This window comes from Microbacterium sp. TPU 3598, assembly GCF_002356155.1.
In the GTDB taxonomy this organism is placed as follows: Bacteria; Actinomycetota; Actinomycetes; order Actinomycetales; family Microbacteriaceae; genus Microbacterium; species Microbacterium maritypicum_A.
Genome location: NZ_AP017975.1, coordinates 918,216 through 937,211, shown reverse-complemented (window position 1 = coordinate 937,211; position 18,996 = coordinate 918,216). Strand labels below are relative to the sequence as shown.

General features: G+C 67.7%; 14 protein-coding genes. 4 read left to right on the top strand and 10 right to left on the bottom strand.

Features of this window, described 5'->3' with window-relative positions:
• Window positions 1–64 precede the first annotated feature (64 nt).
• The 5 genes from rpoB to MST3598_RS04340 form a co-directional block, all read right to left on the bottom strand.
• Window positions 65–3,568, bottom strand: coding sequence for a DNA-directed RNA polymerase subunit beta (rpoB, locus tag MST3598_RS04360; RefSeq protein WP_021199010.1), 3,504 nt, complete (start codon window positions 3,566–3,568; stop codon window positions 65–67).
• Between the two features lie 245 nt (window positions 3,569–3,813).
• Window positions 3,814–5,544, bottom strand: a complete 1,731-nt coding sequence (locus MST3598_RS04355) for an ABC transporter ATP-binding protein (protein ID WP_029259804.1) — start codon at window positions 5,542–5,544, stop codon at window positions 3,814–3,816.
• The gene (locus tag MST3598_RS04350; RefSeq protein WP_021199008.1) at window positions 5,541–6,506 is read right to left on the bottom strand and encodes an ABC transporter permease; all 966 of its coding nucleotides are present in this window, start codon (window positions 6,504–6,506) and stop codon (window positions 5,541–5,543) included. Before MST3598_RS04350 ends, MST3598_RS04355 begins: the two co-directional genes overlap by 4 nt.
• A 34-nt stretch (window positions 6,507–6,540) precedes the next feature.
• Window positions 6,541–7,545: an ABC transporter permease gene (locus tag MST3598_RS04345; RefSeq protein WP_017828176.1), complete on the bottom strand. Its 1,005-nt coding sequence runs from the start codon at window positions 7,543–7,545 to the stop codon at window positions 6,541–6,543.
• Window positions 7,546–7,633: 88 nt separating this feature from the next.
• Window positions 7,634–9,307: an ABC transporter substrate-binding protein gene (locus MST3598_RS04340; protein ID WP_029259803.1), complete on the bottom strand. Its 1,674-nt coding sequence runs from the start codon at window positions 9,305–9,307 to the stop codon at window positions 7,634–7,636.
• Window positions 9,308–9,470: 163 nt separating this feature from the next.
• On the opposite strand from MST3598_RS04340, the gene MST3598_RS04335 reads away from it, so the two are divergent.
• Window positions 9,471–10,391: a sugar kinase gene (locus MST3598_RS04335; RefSeq protein WP_029259802.1), complete on the top strand. Its 921-nt coding sequence runs from the start codon at window positions 9,471–9,473 to the stop codon at window positions 10,389–10,391.
• A 102-nt stretch (window positions 10,392–10,493) separates the two neighbouring features.
• On the opposite strand, the gene MST3598_RS04330 is transcribed toward MST3598_RS04335, so the two are convergent.
• From MST3598_RS04330 to MST3598_RS04310, 5 genes are read right to left on the bottom strand one after another with little or no spacing between them, the layout of a single operon-like run.
• A complete protein-coding gene (locus tag MST3598_RS04330; RefSeq protein WP_029259801.1) occupies window positions 10,494–11,360 on the bottom strand; it encodes a MurR/RpiR family transcriptional regulator in 867 nt (288 codons plus the stop codon).
• Between the two features lie 15 nt (window positions 11,361–11,375).
• Entirely contained in the window at window positions 11,376–12,887 is a 1,512-nt protein-coding gene (locus MST3598_RS04325; protein ID WP_029259800.1) for a glycoside hydrolase family 3 N-terminal domain-containing protein, read from the bottom strand.
• Window positions 12,884–13,717 (bottom strand): carbohydrate ABC transporter permease, encoded by an 834-nt coding sequence (locus MST3598_RS04320; RefSeq protein ID WP_017828171.1) that lies wholly within the window; start codon window positions 13,715–13,717, stop codon window positions 12,884–12,886. The genes MST3598_RS04325 and MST3598_RS04320 overlap by 4 nt, the downstream gene beginning before the upstream one ends.
• A complete protein-coding gene (locus MST3598_RS04315; RefSeq protein ID WP_021199003.1) occupies window positions 13,714–14,688 on the bottom strand; it encodes a carbohydrate ABC transporter permease in 975 nt (324 codons plus the stop codon). The genes MST3598_RS04320 and MST3598_RS04315 overlap by 4 nt, the downstream gene beginning before the upstream one ends.
• A gap of 15 nt (window positions 14,689–14,703) precedes the next feature.
• Window positions 14,704–15,993 (bottom strand): sugar ABC transporter substrate-binding protein, encoded by a 1,290-nt coding sequence (locus MST3598_RS04310; RefSeq protein ID WP_029259799.1) that lies wholly within the window; start codon window positions 15,991–15,993, stop codon window positions 14,704–14,706.
• A gap of 150 nt (window positions 15,994–16,143) precedes the next feature.
• On the opposite strand from MST3598_RS04310, the gene MST3598_RS04305 reads away from it, so the two are divergent.
• The 3 genes from MST3598_RS04305 to MST3598_RS04295 all read left to right on the top strand — a co-directional run bounded on the left by MST3598_RS04305 (window position 16,144) and on the right by MST3598_RS04295 (window position 18,991).
• Window positions 16,144–17,415, top strand: a complete 1,272-nt coding sequence (locus MST3598_RS04305; RefSeq protein WP_029259798.1) for an LCP family protein — start codon at window positions 16,144–16,146, stop codon at window positions 17,413–17,415.
• A 30-nt stretch (window positions 17,416–17,445) separates the two neighbouring features.
• Window positions 17,446–18,306, top strand: a complete 861-nt coding sequence (locus MST3598_RS04300) for a spermidine synthase (RefSeq protein ID WP_029259797.1) — start codon at window positions 17,446–17,448, stop codon at window positions 18,304–18,306.
• A gap of 157 nt (window positions 18,307–18,463) precedes the next feature.
• Window positions 18,464–18,991, top strand: a complete 528-nt coding sequence (locus MST3598_RS04295) for a hypothetical protein (RefSeq protein ID WP_029259796.1) — start codon at window positions 18,464–18,466, stop codon at window positions 18,989–18,991.
• Window positions 18,992–18,996 lie beyond the last annotated feature (5 nt).

Below are 18,996 nucleotides of genomic sequence, written 5' to 3'. Positions count from 1 at the left end.
GGAAATTCTTTTTGAGAAGTCTGCTTCGGTGGGCCCGGAACGCGTGTCCCGGGCCCCCGAAGGATTAGATCTCGTCGATCGAGGCGGCCTCGAAGCGGCTGGAGATGTTGATACCGAGCTCTTCTGCGGCGCGGAACGCCTCATCGTCGGTGTCGCGGAGGTTCACCAGCGTGCCGTCGGCCGAGAGGACCTCGACGTTCAGGCAGAGCGACTGCATCTCCTTCATGAGCACCTTGAAGGACTCGGGGATGCCGGGCTCCTGGATGTTCTCGCCCTTGACGATCGCCTCGTACACCTTGACGCGGCCGAGGATGTCGTCGGACTTGATCGTGAGGAGCTCCTGGAGCGCGTATGCGGCGCCGTAGGCCTCGAGGGCCCACACCTCCATCTCACCGAAGCGCTGTCCACCGAACTGCGCCTTACCACCGAGCGGCTGCTGGGTGATCATCGAGTACGGACCCGTGGAACGTGCGTGGATCTTGTCGTCGACCAGGTGGTGCAGCTTCAGGATGTACATGTAGCCGACCGAGATCGGGGCCGGGAACGGCTCGCCGGAGCGGCCGTCGAACATCTGGGCCTTTCCGCTGGAGTCGATCAGACGGACACCGTCGCGCGTCGGGATGGTCGCGTCGAGGAGACCGGCGATCTCCTCCTCGCTCGCACCGTCGAACACCGGGGTGGCGACCTTCGTGCCGGGAGCGGCCTCGAATGCCTGCTCCGGCAGACGGGCTGCCCACTCCGGAGTGCCTTCGACCTTCCAGCCCTGCTTCGCGATCCACCCGAGGTGGGTCTCGAGGACCTGGCCGAAGTTCATTCGACCGGGGATGCCGAGCGGGTTCAGGACGATGTCGACCGGGGTGCCGTCCGCCATGAACGGCATGTCCTCGATCGGGAGGATCTTCGCGATGACACCCTTGTTGCCGTGACGGCCGGCGAGCTTGTCACCCTCGGTGATCTTGCGCTTCTGGGCGATGTAGACCACGACGCGGCGGTTGACGCCGGAGCCGAGCTCGTCGTCGCCGTCCTCGGCGTTGAACTCCTTGACCGCGATGATCGTGCCCTGCTCGCCGTGAGGCACCTTCAGGGACGTGTCGCGGACCTCGCGGCTCTTCTCGTTGAAGATCGCGCGGAGCAGACGCTCCTCGGCCGACAGCTCGGTCTCACCCTTCGGCGTGACCTTGCCGACGAGGATGTCGCCGGGGCGGACCTCGGCGCCGATGCGGATGATGCCGCGCTCGTCGAGGTCCTTCAGCAGCTCCGGGCTGACGTTGGGGAGGTCACGGGTGATCTCCTCCTTGCCGAGCTTGGTGTCGCGGGCATCGACCTCGTACTCCTCGATGTGGATCGAGGAGAGGGTGTCGTCCTTCACCAGGTCCTGGCTCAGGATGATCGCGTCCTCGAAGTTGTAACCCTCCCACGTCATGAAGGCGACGAGGAGGTTCTTTCCGAGGGCCAGCTCGCCGTTCTCGGTGGCGGGGCCATCGGCGATGACCTCTCCGACCTCGACGCGCTCACCGGCGTTGACGACGACCTTCTGGTTGTACGACGTGCCCTGGTTGGAGCGGTCGAACTTGCGGAGGTGGTACTCCTGCGTCCCGCCCTCGTCGAGCATGACGACGACGCGGTCTGCGGAGACCTCGGAGACGACACCGGCCTTGTCGGCGGTGAGCACGTCACCGGCGTCGATGGCCGTGTAGCCCTCCATACCGGTTCCGACGAGCGGCGAGTCGCTGCGCAGCAGCGGCACAGCCTGACGCTGCATGTTGGCACCCATGAGGGCGCGCTGTGCGTCGTCGTGCTCGAGGAACGGCACGAGCGAGGTCGCGACCGACACCATCTGGCGCGGGGAGACGTCGATGTAGCCGATGTCCTCCGGGAGGAACATGTCGACCTCGCCGCTGCCGCCCTTGGGGCGCGCCAGCACGTGGCTCTCGATGAAGCGACCCTTGGCATCGAGCGGGGCGTTGGCCTGCGCGATGTTGAAGTCGACCTCTTCGGAAGCCGTGAGGTAGTCGATGTGCTCGGTGACGACGCCACCCTCGACCTTGCGGTACGGGGTCTCGATGAAACCGAACGAGTTGATGCGCGCGAAGGTCGCGAGAGCACCGATCAGACCGATGTTCGGGCCTTCAGGCGTCTCGATCGGGCACATGCGGCCGTAGTGCGAGGGGTGGACGTCACGGACCTCGACGCCGGCGCGGTCACGGGAGAGACCACCCGGGCCCAGCGCGGAGAGACGACGCTTGTTCGTCAGACCGGCGAGCGGGTTGTTCTGGTCCATGAACTGCGACAGCTGCGACGTTCCGAAGAACTCCTTGATCGCGGCGACGACGGGGCGCACGTTGATCAGGGTCTGCGGGGTGATCGCCTCGATGTCCTGCGTGGTCATGCGCTCGCGGACGACGCGCTCCATGCGGGACAGACCGGTGCGGACCTGGTTCTGGATCAGCTCGCCGACCGCGCGGATGCGACGGTTGCCGAAGTTGTCGATGTCGTCGGTCGCGAGACGGATCTCGGCCTTCTTGCCGCCGCGGATGCCCGTGAAGGTCTCCTCGGTGCCGGCGTGCAGGCGCACCAGGTACTTGATCGTGGCCACGATGTCCTCGACGGTCAGCACCGAGGAGGTCAGCGGCTGGTCCAGGCCCAGCTTGTGGTTGATCTTGTAACGACCGACCTTGGCCAGGTCGTAGCGCTTCGGGTTGAAGTAGAAGTTGTCCAGGAGCGCGCGGGCGGCCTCGGCGGCGACCTGCTCGCCCGGACGGAGCTTGCGGTAGATGTCGCGGAGCGCATCTTCCTTGGTGACGATCGTGTCCTTCGCGAGCGTCTCCTCGATCGAGGTGTAGCCGGCGAACTCGGCGAGGATCTCCTCGCTGGTCATGCCCAGTGCCTTGAGGAAGACGGTGACCGACTGCTTGCGCTTGCGGTCGACGCGCACGCCCACCTGGTCGCGCTTGTCGATCTCGAACTCGAGCCATGCACCACGGCTCGGGATGACGCGCGCCGACACGATGTCCTTGTCGGACGTCTTGTCGGGGGTCTTGTCGAAGTAGACACCCGGCGAACGCACGAGCTGCGACACGACGACGCGCTCGGAGCCGTTGATGATGAACGTGCCCTTGTCGGTCTGCAGCGGGAAGTCGCCCATGAAGACCGTCTGGGTCTTGATCTCACCCGTGAGGTGGTTCATGAACTCGGCCTCGACGTACAGCGGAGCGGCGTAGGTCTTGCCACGCTCCTTGCACTCCTCGATCGAGTACTTCTCCGGCTCGAGGTAGGGGTTCGTGAACGACAGCTGCATCGTCTCGCCGAGGTCCTCGATCGGAGAGATCTCCTCGAAGATCTCGCCCAGACCGCTGTTCTCGTTGACGTCGGTGCGACCCTGCTTCTTGGCCTCGGCCACGCGCGCCTTCCAGGCGTCGTTGCCGACCAGCCAACCGAAGGACTCGGTCTGCAGGGCGAGAAGGTCAGGGACCGTCAGCGTGTCGGAGATCTTGGCGAACGAAAGACGGGAAGCTCCGCGTCCGTTCTTGGTGGTGGTGGATGTGGATGCGTTGCGAGCAGCAGCCAAGGGAATAACCTCCGTGAGCCCCGCAGGGCTTCTCGATTCCTTTGTCGTCAGGTGGAGTGTGCGCCCGGGAACTCGACAGATGCCGACCACCATATGAGGGCAGGGAGAAACGAGCGCAACTACTAACTATACGCACGATTATGCGACATGGCAAGCGCAGTCCTTGACCAATCTCGGAAGCTGCGGTATGAGTCTCCGATCGCCGGACCGGAACACATGCGGCCCGGCGATCGGAGGAGGTGATCTCAGGACGCGATGCCCAGCTCGTTGCCGGGGATCGACGCCAGCAGACGCCGCGTGTACGGGTCACGGGGATTCGTGAAGATCTCCTCCGACGTCGCCGCCTCCACGAGCCTGCCGTCCTTCATGACGCACACGTAGTCGCTGATCAGCCGCACCACCGCGAGGTCGTGCGAGATGAACAGGTAGCTCAGGCCGTACTCCCGCTGCAGGTCGCCGAGCAGCTTCAGGATCTGGTCCTGCACCAGCACATCGAGCGCCGACACCGGCTCGTCGCAGACGATCAGATCGGGCGAGAGGGCCAGGGCACGGGCGATCGCGACACGCTGTCGCTGGCCGCCGGACAGCTCGGACGGATACCGCCGCAGCATCGACTGCGGCAGGGCCACGTCGTCGAGCAGCTGCCGCACGCGCTTGCGCCGATCGGCGCCGCTCCCCCGCTTGTAGAACTCCAGCGGCTCGGCGATCAGGCGCTCGATCGTGAACATCGGGTTCAGGCTCGAGTACGGATCCTGGAAGATCGGCTGCACCTGCTGCCGGAACTCCTTCGTCTCCGCCCGGCTCAGCGACGCGATGTCCTTGCCCTCGTAGCGGATCAGCCCGCTCGTCGGCTCGATCACCTTCAGCAGCATCCGCGCGGTCGTGGTCTTGCCGGAACCGGACTCGCCCACGATCGCGACCGTCTCCCCGCGCGGGATCACCAGCGACACGTCGTCGACGGCCACGAAATCCTCGCCGCGGCCCCGCACCGGGTACACCTTGGTGAGGTTCTCGATCTCGACGATGTTGTCCGCGGGGGCCGCCTCGACGACGGCATCGACGACGGCATCGGCATCGGCATCGGCATCGGCCGCCCGTTCCCGGGTCCGGAAGGCCTCGGGCCGCAGGCGTGCCGCCGCGACGGACGGGGCCGCCTTCACGAGCGACTGCGTGTACGGATGCTGCGGGTCCTCCAGGATCTGGCGCGCACCGCCCTGCTCCACCACCTTGCCGCGGTGCATCACGATCACCCGCTCCGCACGCTCGGCGGCGAGGCCCAGGTCGTGCGTGATGAGCAGCACCGCCGTGCCCAGCTCGCGCGTCATCTGCCCGATCTGATCGAGGATCGTCTGCTGCACCGTGACGTCGAGCGCGCTGGTGGGCTCGTCGGCGATCAGCAGTCGCGGCTTGCACGCCAGACCGATCGCGATGAGCGCACGCTGGCGCATGCCGCCGGAGAACTCGTGCGGGTACTGCTTCGCCCGCCGCGCCGGATCGGGAAGGCCCGCGGCGGTCAGCGCCTCGACCACCTTCGCCTGCACGTTCTGTCGGGTGGCGAGGCCATGCGCGAGCAGCGTCTCCGCCACCTGCGTGCCGATCTTCGCCACCGGGTTCAGGTTCGACATCGGGTCCTGCGGCACGAGACCGATGTCACGACCGCGGATCGTGCGCAGTTCGTGCTCGGGTGACCGCGAGATCTCCTTGCCGTCGAGCCGGATGCTGCCGGACGCGATCCGGCCTCCCCCGGCGAGCAGTCCGATGATGGCCATCGCGGTGGTGGACTTGCCCGAGCCGGACTCCCCCACGATCGCGACGGTCTCGCCGGGACGGATCTCGAGGTCGACGCCTTCGACGGCGTGCACGACGCCGTCCATGGTGGCGAAGTCCACGGCCAGTCCCTGGACCGACAGCAACGGTTCGGTCGACATCTGCTTCTCCTTCGCGGCGCTCACGGCACCGTCGTCCCGCGCGTTCATCGCGCCCTCGTCCGGGGGTCCATCGCCTCGCGCAGCGCTTCACCCAGCAGGGTGAAGCCGAGCGCCGTGACGGCGATGCAGATACCGGGGAGGAAGGCGAGCCAGGGCGCGATGGCGAGCTCGGCCTGCGCGTAGGTGAGCATGCGCCCCCACTCCGCCGTCTCGGGCCGTCCGCCGCCGAGGCCGAGGAACGACAGCGCCGCCGCATCGATGACCGCGGTGGCGAGCGTCAGGGTGCCCTGAACGATCACGGGTCCGATCGCGTTCGGCAGCACGTGCGACATGGTGATCTTGCCGCGACCCAGACCGAGCGTCTGCGCCGAGAGCACGTAGTCGCTGGAGCGCTGCTGCAGCATGGAGGCGCGCAGCAGCCGGGCGAAGATCGGCACCTGGGAGGCCCCGATCGCGATCATGATGGCGAACGGGGTCTGCCCGAGGATCGCGGCGATCGACACCGCCAGCAGCAGGTTCGGCACCGAGAGGATGATGTCGACGATGCGCATGATGAGCGTGTCGACCCAGCCGCCGAACGTGCCGGCGAGCAGGCCGAGGATCATGCCGCCGACCAGGCCCATGGCCGTGGAGATGACGCCGATCATGAGAGACGCCTGCGCGCCCCAGATGAGCTTGGACAGCACGTCGCCGCCGAAGCGGTCGAGGCCCAGCGGGAACTGCGGCAGCTCCCCCGGTCCCGGGATGTAGGTCGGCGTGATGTACTTCGCACCCGGCAGCGCCGTCTCCGGGTAGGGAGCGATCAGGGGCGCGAGCGCGGCGATGAGCAGGAACGCCACGACGATGGCCGCGCCGATCCATGCCGTCGGGTTTCGGCGGAGGCGGCGGAACACGTCCCGCCAGAAGCCGCCGGAGCCGTTCTTCAGATCGGCCTGGGCGATGGCGACGGTGTCGATGCTGCCGCCGCTCTCCGCGGAGGGGCCCTGGGCGGGCGGGAGCGCGATGGTCATGCGACCGCCTCCTTTCGGACGATGGGGAGGGACATCACTGCACCCTCACTCTCGGGTCGATGAAGCTGTAGGAGACATCGACCGCCAGGTTGATCAGCGCGTACGCGATCGCGATGAAGATGATGAAACCCTGGAGGACCGGGAAGTCCCTGGTGAAGATCGCTCTCGCCAGGAACGAGCCGATTCCGGGGAAGGCGAACACCGTCTCGGTGAGCACCGCCCCCGAGATCAGGAGCCCGGTCTGCAGGCCGATCGTGGTGATCACCGGGAGCATGGCGTTGCGCAGGATGAAGCGGTTCCGCAACGTCGGCGATCCGACACCCTTCGCGCGGCCGGTGCGCACGTAGTCGGCGTTCTGCACTTCCAGGACGCTGGCCCTGGTGATGCGGACGATGATCGCGAGCGGGATGGTACCGAGCGCGAGTGCCGGGAGGATCAGGTGCAGGATCGCATCCCATGCGGCATCGAACTCGCCGGTGATGATGCCGTCCCACACATAGAACCCGGTGGGATGGGTCGCGTCTATTCGTGGATTCTGGCGCCCGTCCGACGGCAGCCATCCCAGCTGGACCGCGAAGACGTACTTCAGGATGAACGCGAGGAAGAACACCGGGATGGTGATGCCGATCAGGCTCAGCACCACCGACGCGTGGTCGGTGAACTTCCCGTGGCGGCGGGCGGCCCAGTACCCCAGCGGGATGCCGATGCCCACCGCGAAGATAAGCGCCATGACGCTCAGCTCCAGCGTCGCGGGGAACCGGCGGAGGAACTCCTCCGTCACCGGTCGGTTGGTCTGGATGGAGGTGCCGAAGTCTCCCTGCAGGAGGCGTCCGATCCAGATGAAGTACTGCTCGATGAGGGGCTTGTCGAAGCCGTAGAGCTCGTTGACTCTCGCGACGGCCTCGGGTGTGGCCTTCTCGCCGAGCAGGGCGACCGCGGGGCCGCCGGGGAGGGCCCTGACCCAGGCGAACAGCAGGATGCTGAGCCCGAACAGGGTGGGGATGAGGAACAGCAGTCGCCTGCCGATGGTGCGCAGCACGAAGATCTCCGTCGATCAGAAGGTACGCCGTTCCCCCGGTCCCGCCGAATGCGCGGGACCGGGAGAGCGTCGTATCAGGTGGTCAGGCCTACTTGGTGAGGACGATGTCCGTGAAGACCTCGTCGTTCACCGGGCTGGCGGGATAGCTCTTCACGCGCGGGTCGAACGCCAGGGTCGGCGCCGGGTGCGCGAGCGGGACGCCCGGGATGAACTGGGCGACCATCTCGTTGATCTCCTCGTAGAGCGCCGTCTGGTCCTCGAGGTTGGAGACGCCGCGCGCCTCGTTCAACTTCTGGAACAGCTCGGGGTTGTCGAAGCCCCACTCGGAGCTCTGCTGGCCGAAGAAGACGCCGACGAAGTTGTCGGTGTCGTTGTAGTCGCCGGTCCAGCCGAGCAGGTGGATGCCGTGGTCCGAGGTGCCGGTGGTGCGGTCGAGGTACTCGACCCACTCCTCCGAGACCGGGGTGGTCTCGACGCCGACCTCGGAGAGCTGCGACGACAGCACCGTGAAGATCTGCTCGGGGTCCGGCATGTAGGGACGCGAGACGTTGACCGGGTAGTTGAAGGTGAGCTTCAACGGGTTCGCTTCGGTGTAGCCCGCCTCGGCCAGCAGCGACTTGGCCTTCTCGGGGTCGTAGTCGTAGGTCGTGACATCGGGGTTGTATCCGTTGACGACCTCGGGCACGAACTCGATCGCCTTCTGCGTGCCCTCCGGCAGCACCTGGCTGATCAGCGCATCCTTGTCGACCGCGTACGAGAGGGCCTCACGGACCTTCGGGTCCTGCAGCTCCGGGACCGCCTGGTTGAAGGCGAGGTAGAGGATCGTGAACGGCGGACGCGACACCATGGTGAAGCCGTCGTCCTCGAGCGCCTTGGTATCGGCGGGGCCGACCAGGTCGTAGCCGTCGATCGATCCGGACTCGAGCGCCTGCCGGCGAGCGGTCGGGTCGTCGATCGTGCGGAAGATGATCTCGTCGACCTGTCCCTTGTCTCCCCAGTACCCGTCATAGGACTTGAGCGTGACCTGCTCGCCCGGTGCCCATTCCTCGAAGGCGTAGGGCCCGGTGCCGACGGGGTGACCCATCGCGTACTCGGAGAGCTGCGGGGCCTCGGCGGAGCCGCTGACCTCATCCGCGCCGAACTCCTGCATCGCCGAGGGGCTCTGCATGGCGAAGGCCGGCAGCGAGAGCGAGGCGACGAAGCCGGCGAACGGCTTGTTCAGCTCGATCGTGACCGAGTTCTCGCCGTCGGGGGTGCAGGACTTGTACACGGCGTCCGCCGCGCTCGAGGCGTACCCCTTGAAGAGCTTGTTGTAGTAGTAGCCGAAGGCCTCGGACGCGGCGAGCCCCGTCCAGTTGAACCAGCGGTCGAAGTTCACGCAGACGGCCTCGGCGTTGAACGGCGTGCCGTCCTGGAACGTGACGTCTTTCTTCAGCTCGAAGGTATGGGACATGCCGTCCTCGGACGACTCCCACGACTCGGCGAGGAGCGGTGCCGGGTCGGCGGTACCGGGCTCGGTGCCGACGAGACCTTCGAAGATCTGACGCGAGACGCGGAAGCTCTCGCCATCCTGCGCGAAGGCGGGGTCGAGACTCGCCGGGTCGGAGGAAGCGGCGAAGACGAACGTGCCGTCGACGTCGCCGGAACCTTCAGACCCTTCGTCACCACGCTCGCTGGCGACGCAGCCCGCGAGGGCGAGCGCAGCGATCGTGGCTCCGGTTACGGCGATGAGTCCTCGCCGACGCTTGACTGATTGGTGCATTGTGTGACCTTCCCTGTCGGGCGCTTCGTTGCGCGTCCCGAGGCTTCTTCGCCTCGGGGACGGTGATGACTCGACGGTACCCAGCAGATCCTCAGATGCCAAACGCATCCATGTTGCAATCCGATATCAGCGCAGCCCGCACCGATCCGGTAGTGTCCAGATCGTGCCAGACACCACCCCGCTCGCCGTCTGCTTCGGCGAGGGCATGGTCGCCCTCGTCGCCGCCACCGCCGGTCCGCTCGAGGACTGCCGGACCTTCCACCGCTCCCTCGCGGGCGCCGAGTGGAACACCGCGATCGCCCTGGCCTCGGCGGGCATTCGCACCTCGGTCCTCTCCCGTGTGGGCGACGACGGATTCGGACGCTTCCTCCTCGCCGAGCTGCACGCCCATGACGTCGACGCCTCCGCGGTCGAAGTCGACGGCGACGCGCCCACCGGCCTCTACGTGAAGGAGCTCTCGGCCCGTGACGACGGAGCGGTCGACGGCACCATGCACTATTACCGTGCCGGCTCCGCCGCCGCAGCCCTCTCACCGCAGACGCTGACCACACCGGCGGCATCCGCCCTCCTCGCCGATGCCGCACTCGTGCACACCTCGGGCATCACGCCGGCGCTCTCTGCTTCGGCGCTCGCGGCCCAGGAGACCCTGTTCGCGGATCGACGATCCGACCGGCTGCTCAGCTTCGACCTGAACTGGCGCCCGGCGCTCTGGCGCGGCCGCGAGGCGGAGGGCAGGAGGATCGTCTCCGACTTCGCACGCCGGGCCGACGTCGTGTTCTGCACCAGGCCCGACGCGGAAGCCGTGTTCGGGACGAGCGATCCGCATCAGCTGCGTGCGCTCTTCCCCGAGCCGCGGTATCTGCTCGTCACCGATTCGAGCGGGGCCGTGGCGTTCGACCGCACGGAGACCGCCGAGAGCGACGCGCTGGACGCACCCGTGGTGGAGACCATCGGGGCCGGAGATGCCTTCGCGGCCGGCTTCCTCGCCGGGATCCTCACCGGCCTGTCACTCGCGGGGAGCGTCGCCCGAGGGCACCGCATCGCGACGCGTGCCCTGGTGAGCACGCGCGATCACGTGGACTGAGGCGCGTCGCCGCGGGCGGAGAGATCCCCGTGAGGAGGAACAGCTACGCCCACAACTCCGCCTGACGCAGCGGCCTCCGCCCGACGAGGCGGATACCGATCATCAGGTCCGGCGTCGTGTGGGAACGGCGTCGTGGGTCCGCTGAAGCGAGACCGCAACCGGTTCGCCGCGGTGCTGCACGACACGCACGAACAGCACGTCGACGAGGGCGAGCTGAGCGATGCGGCTCGACATCGCGGCCATCCGGAACGGCGATTCGTGCGCGTGCGTGAGCAGCACGACATCCGCTGCGAGCGCCAGCGGCGAGTCCGGTGCGCTGGTGACCGCCACGGTGAGGGCGCCGGCATCGCGCGCGACTTCGAGGGCACGCAGCGTCTCCGCGGTCTCTCCGCCGTGGGAGAACGCGATCGCCACATCGTCGGCAGTCCGCAGCGAAGCCGTCGTGACCGCGAGATGCGGGTCCGCCGAGTGCGACACGGAGCATCCGATACGTGACAGCTTCAACTGCAGGTCCTGCGCCGTCAGCGACGACGCCGCCTGACCGAAGAGGTCGATGTGCCGCGCGTCGACCACGGCGCGGGCGACCCGATCGAGGGCGAGAGGGTCGAGCGCCAGGGCGGTCTTCTCTATGGCGTCGATCTCCTGCGCAGCGAGCTTGGCGGCGATCGCCGCTGGACCGTCGTCGGGATCGATCGCCGTGGTGTCCAGACCGAACCGGGCCTGCTGCGCCTGTTCCAGGGTGACCGCGCGGGCGACCGCGACCCTGAGCTCCCGGTACCCGCTGTATCCGAGCGCCTGGGCGTACCGGGCGACCGTCGACAGCGACGTGTGGCAGAGCTGGGCGAGATCGTTGATCGCCAGATCGACGACGAGTGTCGGGTCTCCCAGGATCGTCTCCGCGACGCGCGCTTCGGCGGCGCTCACCTTGGGAAGTGAGCGCCGCACCCGAGCGAGAACGTCGTCGTCCATGGAGGGAATCCCGTCTCAGCCGGCGCTGGTCATCCTCTGCTGCACCGGGAACCGTCCCAGGAGTGCTTCACGCGCCGTCTGCGCACCGAGCCTACTGGCTGCGGCGACCTCGATCGTCGGCAGCGGCAGCGGATTCGCCGTGGGGAGGCCGACGTTGACGACCACCGCACGAGGATCACGCACAGCGGCGCGCTCGACGAGTGCACGCTGCGCGGCGTCCGTGTCGGGACGATCGATCAGCAGCACCGTCGTGCCTGCGGCTGCGGAGACCTCGTCGATCACGCGGTCCTGTTCGGAGACCGGGGCGGATGCCACGTCGAGGCGCACCCGCAGACCATCTCCGGCCAGCGCACTCGCGACGTACGACCCCGCGCTGTCGACGGCGAGCGTCGAGCGTCGACGTGCGTCGATGACGGCGAGCTCCGACGTCGCCTGCGGGGCGTCGCCGGAGACGGTCACCACGCGGCGCACGATCTCCGCCGCGTCGAAGGCCTCGATCTGCTCGTGCGTCTGCTCCGCAGCGACGCGGAGCCTGGCGGCGAGGGATGCGACCCTGGCTGCCGCCTCCTCGACACGCGCCCGCGAGAGCGAACCGTCTCGCAGCGCGGCGACGATCCCGTCTCTGGCGGCGCGGAAGTCCTGCTCGTCCTGGTCGGGAAGAGCGGCATCACCCGGATTCGTCGGGTTCCCGATGCAGAGGAGGTCGGCTCCGGCAGCGAGCGCCTTGGCTGCTCCCCCACCGAGTCCGACCGTCTCACGGATGGCGGCCATGTCGAGCGCGTCCGTGATGATGACGCCGTCGTAGCCCCAGTCGCGCAGCATGCCGAGCACCCGCGGGTTGAGGGTGGCGGGCTGCTCTCCCCACGCCGGAACCACGATGTGCGCGGTCATGACGGCATCCACACCGGCATCGATCGCGGCACGGAAGGGTTCGAGGTGCACCCGTTCGAACTCGTCGAGATCCAGAGTGATCTCGGGGAGCGCGTGGTGCGAGTCCATGTGGGTGTCGCCGTGGCCCGGGAAATGCTTGACGCAGGCGGCCACCGCCCCGTCCTGGATACCGTCGATCGTCGCCACCACGTGCCGTGAGACGAGCGCCTCGTCAGCGCCGAATGCCCGCACGCCGATCACCGGGTTGCGAGGATCGGTGTTGACGTCGGCGACCGGACCGAGCACCACGTTGGCCCCGACGGCGCGCACCCGACGCGCGAGTTCGGCGCCGGTCTTCTCCGACGCGACGAGGTCGTCGAGCAGACCGAGCTGGGCGGCACCCGGAACCGTCGAGCCGGTGGCGGACTCGAGCCGGGTGACGCTGCCGCCCTCCTCGTCGATGCCGATCAGGGCGTCGGGGTTCGCGTCGAGGATCGCGGCGCTGAGGGCGGGAAGACCCGCGCCGACGTTCTGCCCGAAGTACACGACCCCGGCCAGTCCGTCGCGCAGCTCGTCGCGGAGCCACTCCGGAGCTTCCGTGCCGAAGAAGCCCGGCCACAGCACGCCGTTCGCGAGGCGTTCGAGGTCGTCGGTCATCCCTTCACCGCTCCCGCCACCATGCCGGAGGCGAGCTTGCGCTGCACCAGCACGAAGAAGATCATGACGGGCACGGTGATGATCGTCGACGCGGCCATGATGCTGCCCCAGTCGTTGGAGTGCAGGCCGAAGAACGACTTCAGACCGATGGAGACCGTGTACTGGTCGGTCTGCGCGCCCAGGATGGTCATCGCGAAGATGAACTCGTTCCACGCGGTGATGAAGCTGAAGATGCTGGTCGCCACGAGGCCGGGCATCACCAGCGGCAGCAGCACCGAGCGGAACATGCGCCACCAGCTCGCGCCGTCGATGTACGCGGCCTCCTCGAGCTCGACCGGGACAGCGGCGACGAAGCCGCGGAGCATCCAGATGCCGAACGCGAGCGACAGTGCGACGTACACGACCATCAGGCCGAGGATGCTGTTGAGCAGACCGAGGCTCTTCACCTGGAGGAAGAGCGGGATGACGAGCGCCTCGAGCGGCACCATCTGCACGATCAGGATCATCATCAGGATCGTGGTGCGGAACTTGAACTTGAAGCGCGCGACCGCGACCGCGGCGAGCAGGCACACGAGCGCGCTCACGAGGACCGTGACGAGCGCCACGATCGCCGAGTTGCGCAGGTAGGTGCCGAATCCGCCGTCGGTGAGCACGAAGGCGAAGTTGTCCCACGTGAACTCCTGCGGGAGCAGTGACTGGCCGCCGCTGGAGGCCTTGCCGTCGAATGCGCTGGAGACCATCCAGTAGACGGGGAACAGCGTGAAGATCAGGACGGCGGCGACCGCGATCCCGATTCCGATGCGGGAGCGGAGCCTCGGGCGCGGGTTCACAGCTCGTCCTCCTTCATGAGGGAGCGGATGTAGACGATCGTGATGCCGATCAGCACCAGCGTGAGCAGCACGGCGAGCGCCGCACCGAAGCCGTAGCGGTTCTGGCCGAAGGACTCCACATACGACCAGACGCCGAGGTTGAGCACCTGACGGTTGCCACCCCCACCGCCGGGCATCAGGTACACCTGCGCGAAGACCTTGAAGTCCCAGATGGTCGACAGGATGATCACGACCGAGAAGACGGGCTTGAGCGTGGGGAAGATGATCTTCCAGAACCGACGCCAGGCGCCGGCACCGTCGAGAGCGGCGGCCTCGAGCATCTCCTTCGAGACACCGAGCAGGCCGGCCAGCACCGTGATGGCGACGAACGGGAAGCCGTGGTGCACCACGTTGAGGAGCACGATGGCGTAGAACGACCACTGGTTGGTGAACCAGTTCACCGGGTCGTCCATGAGACCGAGGTCACGCAGCACCGTGTTGAAGATGCCGCGGTCGGCATCGAAGATGAAGGTCCAGACATAGGTTCCGGTCACGGCGGGCATCGCCCAGGCGACCATGATGCAGCTGGAGACGATGACGCGCCAGGTGGTGCCGAGGCGTGCGAGCAGGAGCGCCACGAGCGTGCCGACGGCGACCGTGACGAACACGGCCACGGCGGCGAACCCGACGGTGTTGGGCAGCACCACCGTCCAGAGGGTCGGGTTGGTGAGCGCCTCGACGTAGTTGTCGAGACCGATCCAGTTGTTCTCACCGGTGTTGATCTCGCGCAGACCGTAGTCCTGCAGCGAGTAGATGAACACCTGGACGAGCGGCCAGAGCATGAGCACCGCGAGGATGGCCAGCCCGGGCGCGAGAAGGAGCCAGGGGCGGGCCGCGACGATCGAGAGACCGCGTCGCTTCCGGCCGCCGGCCACGGAGGCGGAGGTGGACTCCGCCTTCGTGGCCGGCAGTGGCGCTTGCACCATCGACATGGAAGGGATGCTTCCTTACTTCTGGTTGAGGAGTTCGGTCATCTCGGCGGCGGCGTCCTTCGTCGCGGTCGCGACGTCCTTCTGTCCGCTGAGGATGGCCTGGATCATGGAGTTGGTCGTCTTCTTCGCCTGCACGGCGCCGAAGTTCGGGGTGACCGGAACGGATGCTCCGCCGTCGACCATCTGCTCGGCGAACGGTGCGACCAGCGGGTCGGTCGAGGCCAGTGCCTCTTCCATCGCGGACTGGACGCCCGGGAAGTAGCCGGTCTCGTTCGACCACTGCTCGGCGAACTCGCCGGTGGTCATGAGCTTGACGAACTCCCACGCCAGGTCGGCGTTCTTGGTCGTGTTGAAGACCGAGAGGTGCGATCCGCCGAGCACGGACGGAGCGATGCCACCGTCTTCGCCCGGAATGACGGCCGCGCCGATCTTGCCCTCGAGGTCGGGGTTCGCCTCGACGAGCGACTTCGGCGTCCACGAGCCCGAGAGCATCATGGCGACGTTGCCCTGGGTGAACGCGTCACGAAGGTCGGTCTCCTTCCAGGTGGTCGCACCCGCGGAGGAGAAGCCGTGCTCGGTGGCCAGGCCGGTGTAGAACTCGATGCCGGCCTGCGACTCCGTGCTGTCCAGCTCGCTCGTCCAGGTCTTGCCGTCCTTCGTGGCGATCTCGCCGCCGGCGCCCCAGACCCAGGGGTAGACCTGGAACTCGGCGTCGCCCGGGACCGGGAAGGGGAGCATGTCGGGCTTGGCGGCCTTGATGGCGTCGCCCGCAGCCACGATGTCGTCCCACGTCTTCGGGGCCTCGAGTCCGAGCTCCTCGAACACGTCGGCGCGGTAGACGAGCGAGCGGACGCCCGCGTACCACGGCATGCCGTACAGCTCGCCGTCGTAGGTGCCGGCGACCTCGAGGCCCTCGACGAGGTCGTCGCGGAGGCCCTTCTCGGCATCGACGTACTCGTCGAGCGGCTCGAGCGCACCGGCGTCGGCGAACTCGGCGGTCCAGGTGGTGCCGGTCTCGGCGATGTCGGGGGTCGTGCCGCCGGCGATGGAGGTCACGAAGCGGTCATGGGCGTCGGCCCACTGGATCTCCTCGATCTTGACCGTCGCGCCGGTCTCCTTCTCGAAGGCGTCGGACACCTTGTCGTAGAAGGCGGAGGCATCGGGGTTCGTGCCCTTCATGATCCAGACGGTGAGTTCCTGACCCTTGCCGTCGGTGGAGCCGGTGTCGCTGCCGCCGGCGCAACCGGCGAGGGCGAGCGTGGCCACGGCGCCGAGCGCCACGGCCGAGAGAATGCGCTTGTGCATTGCGGGGATCTCCTCTTTGAAAAGTCCTGGCAAGCATCGGGTACTCACCGGGGGTTAGGAAAAAGTATCCACGACTAACTAATTACCTGCAAGTTCCTCTCACAATCGTCACGCGGCCGTAACATCAGCTTCTCCCGATAGGCTCCCCGGATGGTTCGCCGCACTCCCGACAAGGACCGTTCGACGGTCGCCCGCCACGCGACGCTCCCCTCTCCCGGGCCGGGCAGAGGATTCCTGAAGATCGCCGGCATCACCCTGGGCGTCGTGCTCGTCTCGGCGATCGCCGTCGTCGCGTTCGTCGTGACCGACTACTTCAACCGCTTCAACGACGGCGCCGTCACGTTGGAAGGGGCGCCCGAGGTCGAGCCACCGTCGATCAGCGCGTACCCCGGCGAGTTCAGCATGCTCATCATCGGCACGGACGAATGCGGTGAGGTGTCGACCGGCCTGCTGGGCGAGCGCTGTTCCGAAGCCGACGGGGGGATCCTCAACGACGTGAACCTGCTGGTCCACGTCTCGGCGGAGCCGCGCAACGTCACCGTCGTCTCGCTTCCCCGCGACCTCATGATCCCCACGCCGGAGTGCACCAGAGAAGACGGATCGATCGCCTCGGAGACCCGCAAGACGCAGATCAACTCGATCTATCAGAACGCCGGGATGTCGTGCGTCGCGAAGACCGTCACCGAGCTCACCGGGATCGAGATCCCCTTCGCGGCGAAGATCGACTTCGACGGCGTGATGGAGGTGACCGACGCGATCGGCGGCGTCGAGGTGTGCATCGGCGGTGACGGCATCCGCGACCGGCACACCGCGCTCGACTGGGAGCCGGGTCTGCGCACCGTCTCGGGTTACGAAGCCCTGCAGTTCATCCGCACCCGGCACGGCGTCGGCGACGAGAGCGACATGGCGCGCGTATCGAACCAGCAGCAGTACATGTCGCGCCTGGTGAAGAAGATCATGAGCGACGAGGTGCTGTCCGACCCCGGCAAGGTGCTGGGGCTCGCCGACACCATCGTGGACAACATCGATCCCAGCGACGAACTGGGGAACCCCCTCCGACTTGCCCAGCTCGCGCTCTCCATCAAGGACGTGCCGTTCTCGGAGTTCGTGTTCCTGCAGTATCCGGTGTTCGCCGATCCAGACGACTCCGATCGTGTGGTCCCGAACCGGGACGCCGCGACCAGCATCTGGGACGCGCTGAAGGCGGGCCAGCCCGTGCAGCTCACCGGCGATGTCAGCAACAACGGAGGCGTCGAGCTCGTCGAGCCCGCGCCGGGAACCGACCCCGAGGTTCCCGCGACCGACCCGCCGGCCACCGACGCCCCGGCGACCGAGGCTCCGGCGCCGCGCGCGACGCTCGACTCGGCGATCTCCGGACAGACGGCGGAACAGGAGACGTGCGCGAACGGAAAGCAGCGCTGAGCCGCACCGCCAGCGCGTAGGCTCGTGCCCATGGGCCGGACGAGATCGCGCGACACCGAGCATCCCCAGGTCCGGTTGGATCACGGCGGCATCGCCAGCATCATCCCGTCGGAGTTCACGAGCGGCTTCGAGCTGATCGTCGACGGCACGCCGCAGTCGCACGTCGATCTGGACGACCCGACGCACCTGCACTTCGAGTACATCGTGCGCATGGGGGCGGTGATCGACCAGCTGCCGCCCGGCCCGCTGACCGCCGTGCATCTCGGCGCCGGTGCGCTGACGATCCCCCGCTACGTCGAGGCGACGCGGCCTGGCTCCCGGCAGCAGGTCATCGAACTCGAGGCCCCCCTCGCTCAGCTGGTGCGGGAACATCTTCCTCTGCCGAAAGGGGCGGCGATCCGGATCAGGATCGGCGATGCCCGCGAGGGCGTCGCGAAGCTGCCGAGCGGACTGCAGGCCAGCTGCGACCTCGTCGTCTCCGACGTGTACTCCGGAGCCCAGACGCCCGCCCACCTCACCAGCGTCGAGTTCTACCGTGAGCTCGCGGAGCTGCTCGCGCCCGGCGGCGTGCTCCTCGTCAACGTCGCCGACGGCCCCGGTCTCGCCTTCGCCCGCCGACAGGCCGCGACCATCGCAGACGTGCTCCCCGAGATCGGCATCCTCGCCGACACACAGGTGCTCAAGGGCCGGCGGTTCGGCAACCTCGTCGTCGCGGCCTCGGCCGCTCCCCTGCCGACGGAATGGCTGCCGCGCATCCTGGCCGCCGGTCCCCACCCCGCGAAGATCGCGCAGGGCGCCGAGGCGGACGCCTTCCTCCACGGGGCGCGGATCGTGACCGACGCCGACGCCATCGCCTCCCCGCGACCCGACGCCTCGCTCTTCCTGCGCTGAGCCACGAGCGTCTCCGGCGTCCGAGGAGAGGCACGATCGGTGACAGCAGCGCCGGGGCGCCGTGTGTCGAAGAGAGGATGCGGAGACCAGGGCGCGCCGCCCCGACGACCCCGTCACCGGAAGGCAGACTGGTGGGGGACGCTGCGGAAGGAGAGCAATGAGTTTGATCCGGGGATACGACCAGGACACCCTCCGCGAGAAGGTCGATCTCGACGAGTGCGAGGCACGACTCGCGGAGATCGATTCGCAGCGCAGCCTGCCCGCTCTGCTGGAGCGCGTGTGGCTGTTGAAAGTGCTCGACCGCCTCGACGAGGCGCTCGCGCTGGCCGATGAGACGGTGCGTCAGGCGCGCATGGCCGGCACCCGGAAGGACGTTCTGCGCGCCCGAGTGCTGCACGCCACGATCCTGCAGTATCGGGGTGCGCATGCCGCAGCCGAACAGGAGCTCTCGACCTGCGCGACAGAGGCGGAGGGGCAGCGCTGGTTGTCGATAGCCGCGTTCGCGTACCAGCACCACGGCAAGAACGCCTACGACGCAGGCGACTACGAGACCGCCAGGGAGAGCTTCAAGCAGTCGCTGTTCCTCCGGCGCGAGTCGGGTGCGGAAGACAGCGAGCTCGAGACGGCGCTCCTGGCCATCGAGGCTGTCGAGCGGCGCCGCCCGCCGCAGCTCATCGCGGGCTGAGTCTT

Coding starts and splice junctions, on each gene's coding strand:
- MST3598_RS04355 (WP_029259804.1), bottom strand. CDS start 5,544: ATGAACGCGCGGGACGACGGTGCCGTGAGCGCCGCGAAGGAGAAGCAG.
- MST3598_RS04305 (WP_029259798.1), top strand. CDS start 16,144: ATGGTTCGCCGCACTCCCGACAAGGACCGTTCGACGGTCGCCCGCCAC.
- MST3598_RS04325 (WP_029259800.1), bottom strand. CDS start 12,887: ATGACCGACGACCTCGAACGCCTCGCGAACGGCGTGCTGTGGCCGGGC.
- MST3598_RS04300 (WP_029259797.1), top strand. CDS start 17,446: ATGGGCCGGACGAGATCGCGCGACACCGAGCATCCCCAGGTCCGGTTG.
- MST3598_RS04310 (WP_029259799.1), bottom strand. CDS start 15,993: ATGCACAAGCGCATTCTCTCGGCCGTGGCGCTCGGCGCCGTGGCCACG.
- MST3598_RS04340 (WP_029259803.1), bottom strand. CDS start 9,307: ATGCACCAATCAGTCAAGCGTCGGCGAGGACTCATCGCCGTAACCGGA.
- MST3598_RS04315 (WP_021199003.1), bottom strand. CDS start 14,688: ATGTCGATGGTGCAAGCGCCACTGCCGGCCACGAAGGCGGAGTCCACC.
- MST3598_RS04330 (WP_029259801.1), bottom strand. CDS start 11,360: ATGGACGACGACGTTCTCGCTCGGGTGCGGCGCTCACTTCCCAAGGTG.
- MST3598_RS04295 (WP_029259796.1), top strand. CDS start 18,464: ATGAGTTTGATCCGGGGATACGACCAGGACACCCTCCGCGAGAAGGTC.
- MST3598_RS04350 (WP_021199008.1), bottom strand. CDS start 6,506: ATGACCATCGCGCTCCCGCCCGCCCAGGGCCCCTCCGCGGAGAGCGGC.